The organism is Streptococcus parasanguinis, from assembly GCF_019929185.1.
GTDB lineage: Bacteria > Bacillota > Bacilli > Lactobacillales > Streptococcaceae > Streptococcus > Streptococcus parasanguinis_O.
The window spans coordinates 81,362-98,835 of sequence record NZ_JAHZPC010000001.1 but is presented as its reverse complement, the minus strand read 5'-3'; the positions used below and the strand labels follow the sequence as shown (position 1 = coordinate 98,835).

The window sequence follows — 17,474 nt, the reverse complement described above, 5'->3', positions numbered from 1 at the left end:
AAAACAAGATAAAGGCTTTTGAATGACGATTAGTCATAATAATACCAACCGCCATCCCTATAAATTCTTACCGGTTGCATCTCATAAATTCCAAATTCCTTTGGTGTGCTGTTAGCATTATCTAAAGAAAAACCAACCATGAATTTCGTTTGTTTATTCTGATTCACCTTTCCTCTCAGTGTTAACATATAGCCACCACCATGAGGTGTCCCATTGCCTACCTGACCAACTTCCATACTATCCCAATCAAACTGGACACTATCAACTTTCGGGCTCATCGATTTTACAAAATCGGCCATATCTTTTTCGTGTTCCTTTAAATAAGCTAGTTGCTTCTTTCTAGCGCTAAGTTGCTTACTTGGGTGCGTGTCATTTGAAAAGATATTTTGTTTTTGACTAGCGATAATCACACCTCCTGCTAATACAGAAGTGATTGCTAAAAGAATGACCAATTTCCCTTTTTTCATGATCCGTCCTCCTTGAAAAGGAAAAGTTATAATAATTGTATCGAAATCTATAGAGATAAGCAACTTCATCACTAGTTGGTGTTTTTACGCAACAAAAAAGGTTGGGAATGCCCAACCTTTTAGTTATGTTTAATTTTTAGGTTTGCGAAGCAATCCGAACAAGATACCACTTACGACTGCACCGATCAATACGAACAAGATGTAAAGAAGTGGATTTGATGTAAGGGCGATTACGAAGATTCCTCCGTGAGGAGCCATCAATTTCAAGCCTGCAAGACCAACAAGGGCACCTGTCAAAGATGAACCTACGATGAAGCTTGGAATCGCACGCGCTGGGTCAGCTGCACCAAATGGAATGGCACCTTCTGTGATGAAGGAAAGACCCATAACAATGTTAGTCAAACCAGAATCGCGTTCTTCTTTAGTAAATTTATCTTTGAACAAGACTGTAGCTACGAATACTGCCAATGGAGGAACCATACCAGCTGCCATAACGGCTGCCATAACGGTTGAACCACCGCCAGAAAGAGCTGAAGCTGTCAACGTACCTGTACCAAATACATAAGCTGCTTTGTTAACTGGTCCACCCATATCGACAGCCATCATACCACCGACAAGAAGACCAAGAAGAACTGCTGAACTTCCTCCAAGATTTGTAAGGAAAGTATTCATTCCAGTATTAATTGCTGACATTGGAATGTTCAATACAAACATAATTGCTGCGGTAAGTCCAACACCAAGCAATGGCAAGAGAAGAATTGAACGGATACCGTCTAGTGAACGTGGAAGGCCTGCAAGAACCTTACGAAGAACAAGAATCACTCCACCTGCAAGGAAACCACCAACCAAGGCTCCAAGGAAACCGGAACTTTGCGCGGCAGGAATAGTTGCTTTAGTAGCTCCGTATGCAACATTTCCAAGGGCTGCACCACTATCAGCAATAGCACCAGCTACAAAACCAGCAACCAAACCTGGTTTTTCTGCAATAGAGAATCCAATAAATCCAGCTAGAATTGGCAACATGAAACCAAAGGCAGCTTTACCGGCAGTCATGAAGTAAGCAGCAGGCTGGTTATAAGAACCAAGTTGTTTCAAAGACTCAAGGTCAGTTGGCACACCCATGATTTGATCAATCAAGAAGGCAAGGGCGATCAAGATCCCACCACCGATAACGAATGGAAGCATTTGAGAAACCCCACTCATCAGGTGTTTGTAGAAGGCTCCACCTAGGCTCAATTTTTCTTGGCTAGCTCTAGCTTCTGCAGCATTTTCAGCGTGGAAGACATCTGCTTTGCCATCCAAGATGGTTTGGATCAATTCTTCTGTTTGACGGATACCAGCTGCAACAGGTTTAGAGATCAATTTTTTGCCGTCAAAACGAGCTGTTTCAACTGCTTTATCCGCTGCAATGATGACCCCTTCAGCTTTGGCGATTTCTTCAGCTGTCAAGCGGTTGCCGACACCGGATGCACCGTTTGTTTCAACGCGGACCGTAACACCCATTTCTTCACCTTTTTTGATGAGGGCTTCTTCTGCCATGTAAGTGTGGGCGATACCAGTTGTACATGCTGTAACAGCAACGATGAGCGGTTTGTCAGATGAAGCTGCTTCTTTGACTGCTTCTGCTTTTTTCGCTTCTTCTGCTGCAGCTACTTGCTCTTCCGCATCAAAGGCTGCGATCACTTGCTCAGGTGTGCTTGCTTGGCGAAGTTTGTCCGCAAATCCTGGTTTCATCAAGTACTTAGACAATTCAGCAAGGGCTGCCAAGTGAGTGTCGTTTGCGCCTTCTGGAGCTGCAATCATGAAGAACAAGTCTGTTGGTTGACCATCAAGAGATGCGTAATCCACACCCTTGTTTGATTTTGCAAACAAGACCGTTGCTTCTTTGACAGCTTCATTTTTGCTGTGCGGCATAGCAATTCCGTCACCCAAACCAGTTGAAGTTTGTGCTTCACGGTTCATAATCCCAGCTTTGAAAGTTTCAAAATCTGTCACCACACCATTGTCAACGAGCGATTGGATCATCTCATTGATCACGCCTTCTTTATCTGTTGCTTGAAGATCAAACAACATCACGTTTTTATTTAAAACGTCTTGAATTTTCATAGTTTTTCTACCTCTACTTTTTCATAAGTTTCTTTAATATAGTCCGCTGTCGCCAAATCATCTGAGAAGGTGGTCGCTGTGCCACAAGCCACGCCCCATTTGAAGGCTTCGATAACGTCTCCTGTCGTTGCGAGCTTCCCTGTGAAGCCTGCTACCATGGAATCCCCAGCTCCGACTGAATTCTTCACTTGCCCTTTGATTGGTTTTGCGAAGTAAGTGCCACTTGGACTGACAAGGAGAGCACCATCACCTGCCATGGAAATAATGACGTTTTGTGCTCCTTTGGCCAAGATTTCTTTGGCATAGCGTTCAATTTCTGGCAATTCCGTCAAGGTCACTCCAAAAATATCTCCCAACTCATGGTTGTTTGGTTTGACCAATTGCGGATTGAATTCTAAGGAATCAATCAAAGTTTGCCCTTCAAAGTCGCAAACGACTTGTGCACCTGTCGCACGAGTTGCTGCGATCAATTCTTTGTAAACAGCATTTCCAAGTGAAGATGGGGCAGATCCTGCAAAGACTACCACATCATCTGCTGTTAAGCTTGATAGGATGCTGAGTAATTCTTGCAACTGCGCTTCCGTTACTTCTGGGCCGTTCCCATTGATCTCTGTTTCTTGATCGGCTTTGATCTTGACATTGATCCGGGTATCCTGATCCACTGTCACAAAGTTGGTTGAAATAGCTTCGCTAGTCAGTACGTCTTCGATGAAGCGTCCTGTGAAACCACCGATAAACCCTGTCGCTGTGTTCTCAATATCGAGCCGCTTCAAAACACGACTGACATTGATCCCCTTACCACCGGCGAATTTATCTTCCGAAGCCATCCGGTTGACCGCCCCGGTCTCTACATGATCGAGACGGACAATGTAGTCAATGGCTGGATTCAGTGTTACTGTATAAATCAAACCTCTATAACCTCCGTTTTTTCTTTTAAAACCTTTAATCGTTGCGGTTCACATTGATTGGTGATAATCATGGCTCGCTTGATCGGAGCCACTTTGACAAAGGATGTCACTCCAATTTTTGAATCATCCGCTAGGATATAGGTTTTTTTTGCATTTTCGATAATCGCACGCTTGACAGATCCTTCTTCCAGGTCTGGAGTGCTGTAAAATTCATCATCGATTCCATTCATTCCAAGAAAGGCCTTGTCAAAATTCAACTGACCGATTTGATTGAGCGCAATCCCTCCGATACTAGCATCTGTAGAAGATTTTACCTTTCCACCGATGATGACCGTCGGAACATTTCGCTCGACCAACTTGGTCGCATGGTGAATCGAATTGGTCACCACAGTTACCGTTGGATTGACAATTTCTTGTACCAAGAGTTCATTAGTCGTCCCAGCATCGATAAAGATGACATCATGATCTTTGATCAACTCTGCTGCTTTTACCGCAATTTTTGACTTAACTTGAATGTTTTTGATAGATTTTTCTTTATTACTTTCTTCCTCTTGAAGAAAATGCAGGCTTTCCGCACCGCCGTGAACCCGGCGGAGTTTGCTTTCAGCTTCTAGCTCATCCAAGTCTCGACGAACGGTTGATTCAGACGTTCCCAGCTCTTGCACAAGGGTTTCTAAGGAAACAAACTTTTCCTTTAATACCTTTTCGAGGATAAATTGTTTTCGTTCAGACTTGAGCATTACTCCTCCTTTTGCAATCGATTACAAAAACCATTATACTCTTTCTTCAAAAAATGTCAACAATTTTTTATCATTTTCTGTCACTTTCTTTCAAAAGTTTCAAAAGAGTACAAAAAAAGAGCGGAATGAACTCATTTTGTTAAAAGAGTTCTTGTCCCACCCTCATAAATTTTCTCTAAAGATTTTAAGCAATAAAGTGTCTATGCATCCACTCTATTCTCAGTATGTCTTAATCATTATTTGAAGATTGTTTCTTTTTCTTGAAACCAAACAATCCGGCAAGTAGCCCAACGACTACACCTGTTGTTGCTGCTGCATATTTGGAAGAATCTACACTTGCCACAGCTTGGCTGTTTTCTTTTTTGGGTTTGATTTCTTCTACTTTGGCTTCTTGTTTTGGAGCTGGAGTAGCTTTTGGTGCTTGCACTTGCGGACTATTGGTACTTGTTGGAAGAACTGTTGGTCTATCCGAAAAAGTGGTTGGATTGCTTGAGCGGATATCCATTGGCATATCTGCTGCTTCTAAAATAGCTGGATCCATTCGTGACGCAAGATCTTCATATTGAGAATTCAACAGTTCCACGACACTTTGATAAGATTGAAGAGTTGTGAATTCAGCTTCTAATTTTTCTTTTTTATTTTCTAAATTAGCCACCGCAGCTGATAAAACTGATTGGGCTTTGACCAATAATTCTGGAGCATTTTTAAAGTCAGAAAGACGTTTTTCAGCAGCAACCAGGCGCTCTTGCGCTGCCTTCAAGCCCTCATGCGCTTCTTGAACGACTTGGGCTTTTTCTGCTTCTTCCGATTTTAAAAGATCTAATTTCTCACGCGCAGCTGCTAACAAATCTTTCGCTTTTTGAAGCGCTGCTTCTTTCGGTTGGATAGCTGCGTCAATCCGACCTCGAGATACATCAAGAGTCGCTTTTGCTTTTTCAACCGCATGATCTTTGCTGACAAGAAGAATTTTGTAGTTTTGGATGGTCTTTTGCACATTGGCCATTTCTACTTCTACATTTGAATTAGTATGGCGGGCATCTTCTAATTTGCCTTGCAAGATAATGATTTGGGACTCTTGATTGGCCTTGTCCAGCTTGAGGTTAGCGACTTCATCAGATTTTGCTTTCACATCTGATCTTGTCGTTGTAGCACCAGCTCCCTGACGCAATTGGTAAGCAAGTGCATTGGTTGACACTGCTGAGGTAACTGGACTGTGTAAGAAAGCTGCTTCTGACATGGCATTACTTGGGTCATAAGCCACTGACAAAGCCGTTGCTTTGTTGTCTACCATTTGGAGGTAGTGACCAACCTTAGCAAAGGCCTCAGCCCCAATCTTCATATAGATGTCGTTGGCATCGATTTGAGTTTCGTCTGTTGGTAGACCGTATTGAGCCGCCACCTCTTGATAAGCCGCTTTTTCATTGTACCAAAAGTCTACTGCACCAGCAGGTGAGAAACCATAAGCAATATTTTCGTTTGGCAAATACTTAAACATATGCCAGTTAGCCTTTTTGAAGTATTCTAACTGAACTTGACTGGCAGGAAGGGAATAAGGATCCAGCTCCAATTCAGGCAAACCTGCATTGCGACGATAGTTATTAATGGCATCTGCGATTTCAAGGGCTCGAAGATTGGCTTGCAAGGATCCAGACTCTCCAACCGTCAAGCCGTCTTCTTCACGACCACGCTTGTAAAGGGCTAAAGCACTTGCTGCAGCTTCATTGCCATTGTCAGCCAAGTGTTGCAAGTAGCCTTCGTAGGTTGCTTGACTCAACTGGACAGGGCTATTGGCCGCTGCTTGTTCTAAGGCTGCCAATTCTGCTTCCTTGGTTGCGATGACCGCTTTCAAATCTGTCAGACGCGTTTGAGCCAGTTGAATATCGCTCTCAATTTGAGCCACTGTGTCAGCCCCATTCTGCTGACTCGCTTGCAAGGTCGCGAGATAACTCTGAGATTCTCGAATACTTTGCTCGACTTGGCTTTGCTCCAACAAGGCCTGGTTTAGCACATTCTCATCATTAGAAATTGGCGCTTTGGCTTGGTTCAATTCATTTTGTGCTACATCGACCAAAGATTCCTGAGCTGTAACCTGATTTTCCTGTTGACGAACAGCCTCTACAACTTGATCATGTGCAGCTTCCGCCTCTCGAACCTTATTTTCTTCGATGGTCACATAGGCTTGCGCCACCTTGACGTCATTTTCTGCATTCTGAACTTGTGAATTTGAAGTCGTTGCGATCAGGTTTTCCGCATCCGTTACATCTGCTTTCTTTTCTTCCAGTTCTTGTCCAGCAGCCTTGACTTCCGTTTGAGCATCGATCACTTTTTGCTCTTGGTAGTGGACATCTTTCACCACTTGCCCTTTTTGAGCTGTAATTTGCTTCAACTCATCAACTGTAATTGGTTTTTCGACTACTTCCGTACTGTTGGTTTCTGCATTTTCATTTTGCTTGACCTCTTCCGCACTAGCCTTATGATGAAACATTCCAGACAGTACCGTTGTCGCCGCAACTCCTGTCGTAAAAACCGATTTTCCTAATTTCTTTCCCATTAAACTCACCCCCAAAACTGAATCATTTCTTGAAGTTTCTCTACCCCCTAGCATACCACATTTTGTTACCAATAACTAGTAGGTTTAAAAAGTTTTTTTCATAAAATTTTGGAGCAAAAGAAAAACAGCTGACGCTGTTAGTCTTCTTGTTTAATTTGTTCCAACATCTTCACTTCTTCTGCTGTCAACTCATAGTTTTCTAGCAAGTCTGGCCGACGTTCTAAGGTCTTTTTCAAACTCTGATAGAGGCGCCACTGACGGATATTTTCATGATGACCACTCATGAGAACATCGGGAACTGTCATTCCTCTGTATTCATAAGGCCGTGTGTATTGAGGGTATTCTAGAAGACCCGACGAGAAACTATCATCCTGGTGACTAGACTCTTTGCCGATCACTTCTGGAATCAAGCGGACTGTCGCATCAATCATGGTCATGGCAGCAAGTTCCCCACCTGTCAGGACATAATCCCCCAGTGAAATCTCATCCGTTACCAAGCTCTTGATCCGCTCATCGTAGCCCTCATAGTGACCGCAGATAAAGATCAATTCATCTTCTTGAGCCAACTCTTCTGCGTAAGATTGATCAAAGGTCCGACCAGCAGGGTCCAGTAAGATCACGCGCGGATTCTTTTTCTCAATCGCATCAAAGGCATCGAAGATGGGCTGAGCACGTAAGAGCATGCCTTGCCCGCCACCATAGGGTTCATCGTCCACATGGCGCGCCTTCTCCGCATTTTCACGAAAATTATGGTAGTTGATCTCAAGGAGTCCCTTTTCACGCGCCTTTCCGACAATCGAATGCTCCAAAGGCGAAAACATCTCTGGAAAGAGGGTTAAAATATCAATCTTCATCGTCTAACCCTTCTAAGATTTCTACATCCACCCGATTTCCTGGGATATCGATATTGAGCACCACTGGCGGAATATAAGGCAAGAGAAGGTCGCGTTTGCCTTTGCGTTTCACGACCCAGACATCATTGGCTCCTGGTTGCAGGATCTCCTTGATCTGACCGATCAGTTGGTCATTTTCGTAAACATCAAGGCCGATGATCTCATGGTAATAAAACTCACCCTCGTCCAAATCCGTCAAGTCTTCTTCCGCAACTTTGAGGCTAAAGCCTTTGAATTTCTCGATGGCATTGATATGGTACATATCCTTAAACTTGATGATATCAAAGTTCTTATGCTTGCGGTGACTAGCAATGGTTACCGTTTGGACAAAACGATCCTTTTCATCAAAGAGAGCCAACTCTGCTCCTTTTTTAAAGCGCTCTTCCGCAAAGTCTGTCACAGACAAGACCCGCATCTCACCTTGTAAGCCTTGGGTATTGACAATTTTCCCAACGTTAAAATAATTCATTTTATTCTTTACATTCCTCTTTTAATTAGTTTATCTCTACAAGTCCTTAATAATAGTTGCAATTTTTTCCGACTCTGACCACTGTAGATAGTGGTGATTTCCACCTAGAATGAGTCTTGTTTTAGTACTCCAATATTCTGAATCTCTGTACTCTTTTTCTCTATACGCCTGACAAAATATGAAAATAGGAATATTATCTGCTAAGGACAAACTATCAAAATCTTCAGCAGTAATATTTACAGATATCTGAAAACCAGGAACTTGCTTTTCCAACTCTAATCCCTTTGCTTCCATCAATTCCCAAATCAGTCTATCAGTTTCAAGGTCAAATGCTGCTTGAGTTAATCCCTTGAAATAATTTTCAGGCCCACATTCTTCAATCATCCTCATTTGATCTTCCATTTCTGGATAAGGATTTTTGGAAAAATCAGCAAACATTATATTTTTCGTTGTCGGTTCAAGTGCTATCAATGCTTGACACTTAATTGGTTTACTCATCAACTTTAAAGCCAAAACACCACCTAAACTATGAACACATAGTATATAATCAGAAATTCCCAATCCTTTCAGAATTTTGTATACCGTATCAACCAGATTGTCCAAATTAAGTCCTGTCTGATTATGAATAGAACTCCTTCCTGTATTTGGAAAATCAATTGTAAGGTAGCCCATTGAAGAAGGAAGTTTTTCAAGTATTGGTAGAAAATTTTCATAAGTTGGAATCAAACCAGCACCATTTAAACAAACTAGTACTCTATTTCTCTTTTTATAAGTAACAGAGAGACAACCAATCTTTGTAGTTACTTCAAATCGGTTCATATCAAAACCACTCATTCTATACAATAATTCACTAAATATTCTTATGTTTATTTTATCACGTTCAAGGGATTTTCTCAAATGGACTTATCTGCTAGAAACTGCTCCAAATCCCGCTCGTGCTGGTATTTAACTGCTGCTGTTTTATCTTTTTCAAAGATGGTTTTAGTAAGGTCGATCTCATTGATAGCAGCGATGGCAACCGTATAGTGAATGATATCAGCGAGCTCTTTAGCCAATTCCTCATTCGAATCCTGAACACCTGCTTTACGTCCAGAACGTCCATTTAAGACTTCAGCTACTTCCCCAACCTCTTCAACCAGTTTGATAAACAGCCCTTCTTCAGTTCTGGTGTCCTGGTAATGTTCTTTTAAATAGGCTTGTAATTGCTGAATGGTCACTTCTTTCATTCCTTCTCCTTTCAACAAAAAAACGGGACCAAGTCCCGCCTTTTTATTTTTCGTCAATAACGATTCTTACTTTTTTATCTTCAGTTGGGACAGAGTAGACAATCGTTCTTATCGCAGAAATGGTGCGACCTTTTCGACCGATTACACGACCAACATCGCTAGGATCAAGGTCAAGATGGTACTCCAAAAATTCAGGAGTATCTTCGATCTTGATGGTTAAAGCATCCGGTTGTGAAATCAAGGGTTTCACAATTGCAATAATGAGATTTTCAATCGTATCCATACATCAACCTACTTAAAAAATTATTTTGAGAATTTAGAATCGTGGAATTTCTTCATAACACCAGCTTTTGAAAGGATGTTGCGAACTGTATCTGAAGGTTGAGCTCCATCAGCCAACCATGCAAGAACGCGGTCTTCTTTCAAAGTTACTTGGTTTTCTTCAACAAGTGGATTGTAAGTTCCAACTGTTTCGATGAAACGTCCATCACGTGGTGAACGTGAATCTGCTACGTTGATACGGTAGTAAGGTTTTTTCTTAGAACCCATACGAGTCAAACGAATTTTAACTGCCATTTTTATAAGTCTCTTTTCTATATTTTAATTTTTCGGTGAAATAGACAAGCTATTTAGCACATGATCTATTATAACACATTTCATCAACCTGTCAAGAAAAAAACTTGACAGTATTTAATTTTTTTATTTTATCAGTAAATCGGCGATTTCTTGATAGTTGCTAACGGTATAAGTCGGCACTACTTGGCTGGTATTTTCCTTGTGATCTGGATTATACCAGACGGTATCAATCCCCGCAGCATGGCCTCCTGCGATATCCGCTGTCAAGGAATCACCGATCATAAGGGTCTCTTCCTTGCTAAAACCTGGAATCAGTTGACCAACTTTGTCAAAAAATGCAGGTTCTGGTTTCTGAGTGTGAAGCTGTTCAGAGATAAAGACCTCTTTAAAATAAGGTGCGATGGTAGAATGAGCTAAGCGTCCTTCTTGAATGGCGGTCACTCCATTCGTTGCGCCATAGAGCTGGTAACCAGCTTTTTCAAGTCGGGCCAGTAAGTCCTCTGCCCCCGGGAAAGACTGCCCTTGAAGACTGATGTAATCTTGGTAGCGAAGAGCCATCTCAGCCCCGTCAACCGTGATCCCAAAGTGGGCAAACCCAATCGCAAACCGACTGTCTACGAGCTCTTGTTTAGTGAGCTTCTTTTGTTCTAAATCCTTCCAGAGCCCTTGGTTCATAGGTTTGTAGTAATCTTTAAAGGCCTTTACATCTGGAAAATTCATGTCTTCTAACATCTGCGTCAAGGCTGTTTCTTCAGCAGATTCAAAATCCAACAAGGTATGGTCCAAATCAAAAAGTAAAAATTTATATGCCATTACAAACGATCTTTCAATTTTTCTACAAATAAATAAGCTGCTGGGCAGGTGAGCGTATTTTTGATGGTCAGATGGTTGATCTGATAGATCTTCTTGCGATCGGTGTGAGGGAATTCCCGACAAGCTTTCGGCCGAACATCGTAGATGGAACAGAGATTGTCGCCACCAAGGAAGGGGCAAGGCATGGATTTAAAAACCTTGTCCCCATCTTCATCGACTTGAAGAAATTCCGCCTCAAAGGCAGGAAGCTTCATCTTGAAATATTTGGCGATGCGTGTGATATCCGCTTCCTTAAAATCAGGCCCTAAGGTTTTGCAGCAATTGGCACAAGCCGTACAATCGATTTCTTGGAAAACTTCATCGTGAATTTCTTGCGCTAGTTTATCTAAATTCTTAGGTGGCTTCTTCTTGAGATTTGCCAATACCTTGCGGTGCTCCTTTTGCTTTTGGAGAGCTAACTGATGGTATTTTTCAATATCAATTTCCTGTGTCATCCTCTATTTCCTCTTCTAAACAATAGAAAGATTATACCACAAAGACTCTAAAAAAAGATATATCCTGAGATCTATCTCACTTCATCAATCCGTTACGGCACCTGTTCCATCCAGACTCCAAGTGTCTTCGATGTATGGGATAAAGGTTTTCAAGGTTTCTGCATCTCCTTCAAAAGAAATGGTATAAACTTTTTCACCCTTCTGGAAGATCCAAGTAATCAGGTATTGACCAGATTTCATGACAATTTGAAGCTGGTAAGCGTCCAGACCTGCGACTTTAGTCCGCGCTCCCGTCATCTTATCAACATCCTGGTTATCTTGCCACATAACGGCCAGTTTCTTGGCTAGAAATTCAGCATTAAATTCAATATCAGCAGGAACTTTTGCTTTTTCCCGCGTAAAGCTGTTCAAGGTGACAATGTTATAGCCACTCCCATCCGTATACTGGATAGCTTCTGTCCCATCGATATCCGTGAACTTGATCCATTTACTTGGAATATCGATGTAACCATAATCTGCATTTCCAATCCGCTTGGTTTCTTGATTGGTAGTACTTTTCTTTGTAGAAGAAGCATCCTTTGACGAAGAGCTGCTTGTTTTCTTTTCGACTTTGCTGCTACTTTCTTTTGTAGAAGAAGCTGCTGTATCTTTTTTTGTGGTGTGACTACAGGCCATTAGTGTGCAGGCAGAGAGAATCGTAAGGGATGCGACTAGTAATTTGTGTTTCATGCTCAACCTCCTTGTGAACGTTTTCCGTCCTTTAGTCTACCATAAACGAGGGTATTTTAAAATAGGAAAAGTGTTACATCTGATACAATATCTCTAATCCAGTTCATTTCTTTCAAACATAAAACAAAAGTGCCCTCTAGGGGGCACTTTCTTTCTTATTCTTCATCCATTGACAATACGGACAAGAAGGCTTCCTGCGGTACTTCTACCGAACCGATAGCTTTCATCCGTTTCTTACCGGCTTTTTGTTTTTCAAGAAGCTTACGTTTCCGTGAGACGTCCCCTCCATAACACTTGGCCAAGACGTTCTTACGAAGGGCCTTGATATCTGTACGGGCCACGATCTTATGACCGATAGCTGCTTGGATGGGCACCTCAAACTGTTGACGAGGGATAATCTTCTTAAGCTTCTCAACGATCAACTTACCACGTTCATAAGCAAAGTCCTTGTGAACGATAAAGCTGAGGGCGTCGACAGTATCGCCATTGAGGAGGATATCCATTTTGACCAATTTAGAGGGACGGTATTCAGACAACTCATAGTCAAAGCTCGCATAGCCACGAGTGGAAGACTTCAATTTATCAAAGAAATCAAAGACAATTTCCGCAAGTGGGATTTGATAGATGACATTCACCCGATTTTCATCGATGTAGTCCATGGTCACAAAGTCCCCACGTTTGCGTTGGGCCAATTCCATGACAGCTCCGACAAACTCTTGTGGCACCATGATCTGCGCTTTGACATAAGGTTCTTCGATTGAAGCGATCTTGGTTGGATCTGGGAACTCAGATGGGTTAGACACATCCAGTGCTTCGCCATCTGTCAAATTAACCTTGTAGATAACAGACGGTGCTGTCATGATCAAGTCAATATTGAACTCACGCTCTAAGCGCTCTTGGATAACGTCCATATGAAGAAGTCCCAAGAAACCACAACGGAAACCAAAACCAAGGGCTTGAGAAGTTTCCGGTTCAAATTGAAGACTAGCGTCATTCAATTGCAATTTTTCCAAGGCTTCACGAAGATCATTATATTTATTAGATTCGATTGGGTAAAGACCAGCAAAGACCATTGGGTTCATCTGCTTGTACCCATGTAGTGGCTCACTTGCTGGATTGGTCGCTAAGGTCACAGTGTCCCCGACACGGGTATCTGCAACGGTCTTGATAGAGGCCGCAATATAGCCAACGTCTCCAGTTGCAAGGAAATCACGTCCAACTGCTTTAGGAGTAAAGATCCCAACCTCAGTCACATCAAAGGTTTTTCCATTACTCATGAGCTGGATCTTATCGCCTGGTTTGACCATTCCATTGACAACCCGTACCTGAAGGATCACCCCACGATAGGCGTCATAGACGGAATCAAAGATCAAGGCTTGAAGTGGAGCTTCAACATCACCTGTCGGAGCAGGAACTTTCTCAACAATCTGCTCCAAAATCTCTTCAATCCCAATACCAGCCTTGGCAGAAGCTAGGACTGCTTCACTGGCATCCAAGCCGATGACATCTTCTACTTCTGTGCGCACACGTTCTGGATCTGCAGCTGGTAAGTCAATTTTGTTAATAACTGGCAGAATCTCCAAATCGTTGTCCAAAGCAAGGTAAACATTGGCTAGAGTCTGGGCTTCAATCCCTTGAGCCGCATCTACTACAAGAATGGCACCCTCACAGGCAGCCAGCGAACGCGAAACCTCATAGGTAAAGTCCACGTGTCCCGGTGTGTCAATCAAGTGGAAGATATAGGTCTCCCCATCTTTAGCCGTGTAGTTCAACTCGATGGCATTGAGCTTAATGGTAATCCCACGTTCCCGTTCCAGGTCCATGCTATCTAGGAGTTGGGCTTGCATCTCCCGACTAGACACGGTTTCGGTTTTTTCTAAAATTCGATCGGCCAAGGTTGACTTTCCGTGATCAATATGGGCGATGATCGAGAAGTTCCGAATCTTCTCTTGTCGTTTTTTTAATTCTTCAAAATTTGGCATAATCATCTTCCTAGTAAATTTAATCGTACTCTTCATTATAACAAAAAAGATAGGCCTTTGCCTATCTTAATTCATTATTTTCAAAAATCGCTTCTGCGTTTTATTTCCCTCATAGCCCAAGCGTTCGTAAAAGATATGGGCTTCTTTTCGATGAGATGCAGAATTTAAACGGATAAAAGCAGAATGCCTGCTTTTGGCAAGTTCTTCAACTCGCTCCATCAATTGGCGACCGATCCCACGTCCTTGAGCAGATGGAAAAACCGCTAGCCCCAAAATATTCAAACCAGCGTCACTATAGAGACTTTCGTAAACTTCTGCTTCCACATAACCAAGAATATTTCCTGTTTGGTCCTCTTCATAAACAAAGCAAAAATGATCCGAATCTGGCGAATTAAATTTATCAATCTGAGCTGCCACTTTTTCAAGGGTCGAATCATACCCCAATGCTTGGTGACATAAATCTCTAATTTGACCTGCATCTTTGACTTGAACGCTACGAATCATAGCTCCACCTCCATGAACTCTTTGCTTTTATCTTAGACCTTTTTCCTCAAAAAGTAAAGGAAGATATAATAAAATTCAAAAAGAAAATCTGATTTATATCGAATTAATCTTTTTTCGCATTTATCAGTGATTTCTATTTACTTTTTCGATTTAATTCATTATAATAGAAAAGGTAAATACAAGGAGGTGAGTACGTTGGCCAGAGGTCGTGGAAAAGCAAGTCCTCAAGACAAAGAGGCATTACGGATTATATCGGAAAAGATCAGAGAATTACTGAAAGAACAAGGCAAAAAACAGATCGAATTATCTCGTATTACTGGAATTCCTGCTAGCACTTTGACTGGTTATGTAAAAGGAACTTCTCTTCCCGTTCCTGAAAATTTGGAGAAGATTGCTGCCTTTTTTCAGGTATCAGTTGCTGAAATTGACCCTCGATTACGAAATGATTTTGTGGTCATTGATTCAGAGATTGAGAGATTGTACAAACAGCTCGATGAGGGAAATCAAGAAAATCTTCTTTCTTATGGAAAAAGTCTCTTGACCCATCAGAAAGAAAGACAGAAGATTGAAAAGCAATACCACTCTTATTCTGTCTATGATTCTTTTGCATCTTATCAAAATCAGAAACAGGCTGATATCGTCTGGTTTGATCAAAAGATCTCTTACGACTTGGCTTTTTGGATTCATACGGATTCCCTAGAGCCCAAATATGAAAAAGGAGCCGTTGTGTTAATCAAGCAAACCTACTACGATCAGGCAGGGGCTATTTATGCCATTGATTTTGATGGGCAAACGTTGATCAAACGTGTCTTTCGTGAGGCCAACGGGGTACGACTCGTTTCCCTCAATAAGAAATATAGTGATCAGATTATTCCACTAGATGAGGAACCTGGGGTGATTGGAAAAGTGATTGATGGCTTTGTTCCTCTTGATTTGGAGGAGATCAAATGATTCAATTAATCGCGATTGACTTGGACGGAACTCTCTTGCATGAAGATAAGTCACTGTCTAAAGGCAATATCGAAGCTCTTCATAAGGCCCATGAAGCGGGCTATGATATTGTGATCTGTACGGGACGTCCCTTAGCGGGGGTCCGTCCCATCTTTGAAGAGATCGGTCTTCCGGATGGCAACTATTATATGATTATCAATAACGGCTGTACAACTTTGTCTACTAAGAATTGGGAAATCATTGGTAAGGAAGAATTAAGCCTTGAGGACATGCACCGGTTGCATGTTTTGACGAAAGATTCAGACGTCCAGCTGACCTTATTCGACATGGATCATTACCTAGTAGTCGCACCTGAAGCCAGTGAACTGGTTACGATGGATGCCGGCATCGTAAATAGTAAACCAACACCTGTCTCAGAAGAGGATCTACCCAACCTTGTTCCTATTTTTCAAGCTATGTATGTGGGAGATCCTTCTGCTATTGATGCCTTTCAAGCTCAGCACGAGGCTGCATTAGAAGCTGATTTTAACACTGTTCGTTCACAGAATATCCTATTTGAAATCCTTCCTAAAGGTGCGAGCAAGGCATCTGCTCTTCAAGCATTAAGCCAAACATTAGGCTACAGCAGAGACCAGGTTATGGCTCTTGGAGATGCTAATAATGACCTTGAAATGCTTCGTTTTGCTGGCTATAGCGTCGCTATGGGAAATGGCAATGCTGCTGTCAAGGAAATAGCTGACTTCATCACCTTGACTAATGATGAGGATGGCGTGGCCCATGCTATTCACAAATTAATTGAAACTGAAAAAGGAGAATGATTATGAAATACGCAAATCTGTTGGACCGTTTTATTACCTATGTAAAGGTCAACACACGTTCAGACGAAAACTCTACAACCACTCCAAGTACCCAATCACAAGTTGATTTTGCAACCAACGTCTTGATTCCTGAGATGAAACGCGTGGGTCTTCAAAACGTCTACTATTTGCCAAACGGCTATGCCATTGGGACACTTCCAGCTAATGATCCAAGCTTTACACGCAAGATTGGATTTATCTCTCACATGGACACCGCTGACTTCAATGCTGAAAATGTCAATCCACAAATCGTTGAGAATTACGATGGGGGTGTCATTGCTCTAGGGGGTTCTGGTTTCACACTGGATCCAGCTGATTTTGCTCATTTGAACAACTACAAGGGACAAACCTTGATCACGACGGACGGTACTACTCTTCTGGGAGCAGATGATAAATCTGGTATCGCTGAAATTATGACGGCTATCGAATACCTGACAGCGCATCCTGAAATCAAACACGGGGAGATCCGTGTCGGCTTTGGTCCAGATGAAGAAATCGGCGTCGGAGCAGATCAATTTGATGCAGAAGATTTTGATGTAGACTTTGCTTATACGGTTGATGGCGGTCCTCTTGGGGAGCTTCAATACGAAACCTTCTCAGCAGCTGGAGCTGAAATTACCTTCAAAGGACGCAATGTCCACCCAGGTACAGCCAAAGGTCAAATGATCAATGCCCTTCAATTGGCCATTGATTTCCATAACAAACTACCTGAAGGAGCACGTCCTGAATTAACCGAAGGCTATGAAGGCTTCTACCACTTGATGAACATTGAAGGTACTGTTGAGGAAGCAAGTGCCAGTTACATCATTCGGGACTTTGAAACCGAAAGCTTTGAGAAACGCAAAGACCTCATGACATCTATTGCGGATCAGATGAATGCGGAGCTCGGTAGCGAACGCATTCTCCTCACCCTCAAAGATCAGTACTACAACATGAAGCAAGTGATTGAAAAAGATATGACGCCGATTACCCTTGCTAAAGAAGTCATGGAAGATCTTGGCATCACTCCAATCATTGAACCGATCCGCGGTGGTACTGATGGGTCTAAAATTTCCTTTATGGGAATTCCGACACCAAACATCTTTGCCGGTGGCGAAAATATGCACGGTCGCTTTGAATACGTTAGCCTCCAAACCATGGAACGCGCTGTTGATACCATTATCGGTATTGTGACCAAAAAATAAGAAACAAAAAGGATTCGGATAGAT

Annotated in this window: 19 protein-coding genes; 3 read left to right on the top strand and 16 right to left on the bottom strand. The window is 42.2% G+C overall.

The features are described 5' to 3' along the window. Positions 1–29: 29 nt before the first annotated feature. From K1I56_RS00505 to K1I56_RS00430, 16 genes are all read right to left on the bottom strand, one after another. A complete protein-coding gene (locus K1I56_RS00505) occupies positions 30–467 on the bottom strand; it encodes a hypothetical protein (protein ID WP_049493031.1) in 438 nt (145 codons plus the stop codon). A 129-nt stretch (positions 468–596) separates the two neighbouring features. Beyond that, a complete protein-coding gene (locus K1I56_RS00500) occupies positions 597–2,573 on the bottom strand; it encodes a PTS fructose transporter subunit IIABC (protein ID WP_223324672.1) in 1,977 nt (658 codons plus the stop codon). Then, positions 2,570–3,481, bottom strand: coding sequence for a 1-phosphofructokinase (gene pfkB, locus K1I56_RS00495; protein WP_223324671.1), 912 nt, complete (start codon positions 3,479–3,481; stop codon positions 2,570–2,572). Before pfkB ends, K1I56_RS00500 begins: the two co-directional genes overlap by 4 nt. Further along, positions 3,478–4,221, bottom strand: a complete 744-nt coding sequence (locus K1I56_RS00490; protein ID WP_003001800.1) for a DeoR/GlpR family DNA-binding transcription regulator — start codon at positions 4,219–4,221, stop codon at positions 3,478–3,480. Before K1I56_RS00490 ends, pfkB begins: the two co-directional genes overlap by 4 nt. Positions 4,222–4,450: 229 nt before the next feature. Next, the gene (locus K1I56_RS00485; RefSeq protein WP_223324670.1) at positions 4,451–6,772 is read right to left on the bottom strand and encodes a CAP domain-containing protein; all 2,322 of its coding nucleotides are present in this window, start codon (positions 6,770–6,772) and stop codon (positions 4,451–4,453) included. A gap of 137 nt (positions 6,773–6,909) precedes the next feature. Next, entirely contained in the window at positions 6,910–7,626 is a 717-nt protein-coding gene (gene trmD / locus K1I56_RS00480) for a tRNA (guanosine(37)-N1)-methyltransferase TrmD (protein ID WP_223324669.1), read from the bottom strand. Next, positions 7,616–8,134, bottom strand: coding sequence for a ribosome maturation factor RimM (gene rimM, locus K1I56_RS00475; RefSeq protein WP_223324668.1), 519 nt, complete (start codon positions 8,132–8,134; stop codon positions 7,616–7,618). Before rimM ends, trmD begins: the two co-directional genes overlap by 11 nt. 36 nt (positions 8,135–8,170) lie before the next feature. After that, complete coding sequence (locus tag K1I56_RS00470) at positions 8,171–8,953, bottom strand: alpha/beta hydrolase (protein WP_223324667.1); 783 nt, start codon at positions 8,951–8,953, stop codon at positions 8,171–8,173. Positions 8,954–9,027: 74 nt separating this feature from the next. Beyond that, entirely contained in the window at positions 9,028–9,360 is a 333-nt protein-coding gene (locus K1I56_RS00465; protein WP_045759501.1) for a MazG nucleotide pyrophosphohydrolase domain-containing protein, read from the bottom strand. Positions 9,361–9,403: 43 nt separating this feature from the next. Then, on the bottom strand, positions 9,404–9,643 hold the full coding sequence (gene kphA, locus K1I56_RS00460) for an RNA-binding protein KphA (protein ID WP_003001620.1): 240 nt from the start codon (positions 9,641–9,643) through the stop codon (positions 9,404–9,406). Positions 9,644–9,663: 20 nt separating this feature from the next. Then, positions 9,664–9,936 (bottom strand): 30S ribosomal protein S16, encoded by a 273-nt coding sequence (rpsP, locus tag K1I56_RS00455; protein WP_003007475.1) that lies wholly within the window; start codon positions 9,934–9,936, stop codon positions 9,664–9,666. Between the two features lie 123 nt (positions 9,937–10,059). Beyond that, on the bottom strand, positions 10,060–10,749 hold the full coding sequence (gene pynA, locus K1I56_RS00450) for a pyrimidine 5'-nucleotidase PynA (RefSeq protein ID WP_045759502.1): 690 nt from the start codon (positions 10,747–10,749) through the stop codon (positions 10,060–10,062). Then, the gene (locus K1I56_RS00445; RefSeq protein WP_045759503.1) at positions 10,749–11,243 is read right to left on the bottom strand and encodes a YkgJ family cysteine cluster protein; all 495 of its coding nucleotides are present in this window, start codon (positions 11,241–11,243) and stop codon (positions 10,749–10,751) included. Before K1I56_RS00445 ends, pynA begins: the two co-directional genes overlap by 1 nt. An 84-nt stretch (positions 11,244–11,327) precedes the next feature. Next, complete coding sequence (locus K1I56_RS00440; RefSeq protein WP_223324666.1) at positions 11,328–11,972, bottom strand: hypothetical protein; 645 nt, start codon at positions 11,970–11,972, stop codon at positions 11,328–11,330. Positions 11,973–12,127: 155 nt separating this feature from the next. Continuing rightward, positions 12,128–13,954 (bottom strand): translation elongation factor 4, encoded by a 1,827-nt coding sequence (lepA, locus tag K1I56_RS00435; RefSeq protein ID WP_009731117.1) that lies wholly within the window; start codon positions 13,952–13,954, stop codon positions 12,128–12,130. Between the two features lie 66 nt (positions 13,955–14,020). Continuing rightward, a complete protein-coding gene (locus K1I56_RS00430) occupies positions 14,021–14,458 on the bottom strand; it encodes a GNAT family N-acetyltransferase (RefSeq protein WP_021153308.1) in 438 nt (145 codons plus the stop codon). Positions 14,459–14,653: 195 nt separating this feature from the next. Here K1I56_RS00430 and K1I56_RS00425 point away from each other — a divergent pair, with 195 nt between their 5' ends. The 3 genes from K1I56_RS00425 to pepT are packed head-to-tail and all read left to right on the top strand — an operon-like array spanning position 14,654 to position 17,450. Beyond that, positions 14,654–15,409, top strand: coding sequence for a LexA family transcriptional regulator (locus tag K1I56_RS00425; RefSeq protein ID WP_061455229.1), 756 nt, complete (start codon positions 14,654–14,656; stop codon positions 15,407–15,409). Beyond that, the gene (locus K1I56_RS00420; protein WP_223324665.1) at positions 15,406–16,227 is read left to right on the top strand and encodes a Cof-type HAD-IIB family hydrolase; all 822 of its coding nucleotides are present in this window, start codon (positions 15,406–15,408) and stop codon (positions 16,225–16,227) included. The genes K1I56_RS00425 and K1I56_RS00420 overlap by 4 nt, the downstream gene beginning before the upstream one ends. Before the next feature lie 2 nt (positions 16,228–16,229). Further along, positions 16,230–17,450: a peptidase T gene (gene pepT / locus K1I56_RS00415; RefSeq protein ID WP_223324664.1), complete on the top strand. Its 1,221-nt coding sequence runs from the start codon at positions 16,230–16,232 to the stop codon at positions 17,448–17,450. The last annotated feature ends 24 nt before the right edge of the window (positions 17,451–17,474 follow it).